At 30.4% G+C, this 965-nt stretch carries 1 protein-coding gene; it reads right to left on the bottom strand.

All coding sequences use genetic code 11. From position 1 onward, the window contains the following. Positions 1 to 894: zinc-dependent alcohol dehydrogenase family protein (locus tag GQX97_RS12465; RefSeq protein ID WP_157152233.1), on the bottom strand; the 894-nt coding region annotated here is incomplete at its 3' end. Positions 895 to 965: the final 71 nt, after the last annotated feature.

Here is a 965-nt window from a genome sequence, read left to right on the forward strand (position 1 = left end):
ATTAGCAGCCCTTTCAAAAGCATAAGGATTAACAAAAGAAGTTTTTATCGTAAGCTCTTTTTGAAACATYTCAAAAGGTTTTATTTTTACTTCATCATCAGGAGCAGTAAGMCCAAAAAGCATTATTTCAGCACCCTTRCCTGCATATTTAATAGAATATTCAGCAGTCTGTACTTTTCCAGCACAATCTATRACTTTATCAATATTAAATATATTATTATTTTTTAGTATTTCTTCAGTATTATCATTAATAGGGTCTATTACAATATTAGCACCATATTTTTTAGCTCTTTCTCTTCTTTTTTCAAACGGCTCTACTGCAATTATATTAACAGCCCCTTTATATTTTAAAAGCTGAATCATCATAAGMCCAATATTTCCAGCACCAACTACCATCACAGTATCACCCTGCTTAATATCCATTAAATCTATACCATGCAAACAACAAGAAATAGGTTCAACCATAGCCGCACTCTCATAAGAAACATTATCAGCTACTTTAAATACTAAGTTCTCTTTAACTGTAACATACTCAGCAAAACCCCCGTCTAATGATACTCCAACAGCAGTCATATTGCTGCATAGGTGTTTTTTAGCATTATTACAATAGTAGCAATTATTACAATAGTCATTAGGATCAACAGCAACTTTATCTCCTATTTTTACTTTAGTAACATTCTTTCCAATYTTCTCTACACAGCCTGATAATTCATGTCCCAATATTCTAGGAGGCTTAACATCAGTGCATCCTTTCTCTCCTTCATATATATGAACATCTGTTCCGCACACTCCAGAGTATTTAACTTTTATTAAAACTTCATTGTCTTTAGGTTCTTTTATATTTACGTCTTCTACAACAATTTTTTGTTTTCCATAAAATACAGCAGCTTTCATTATTAAACTCCTATAAAAATAATAAAATTACTATGAAATAATAATCTATTAAATATTCTTGTCAAGAAGAT

Origin of the sequence: Brachyspira sp. SAP_772 (genome assembly GCF_009755885.1) — a bacterium.
Classification (GTDB): domain Bacteria; phylum Spirochaetota; class Brachyspiria; order Brachyspirales; family Brachyspiraceae; genus Brachyspira.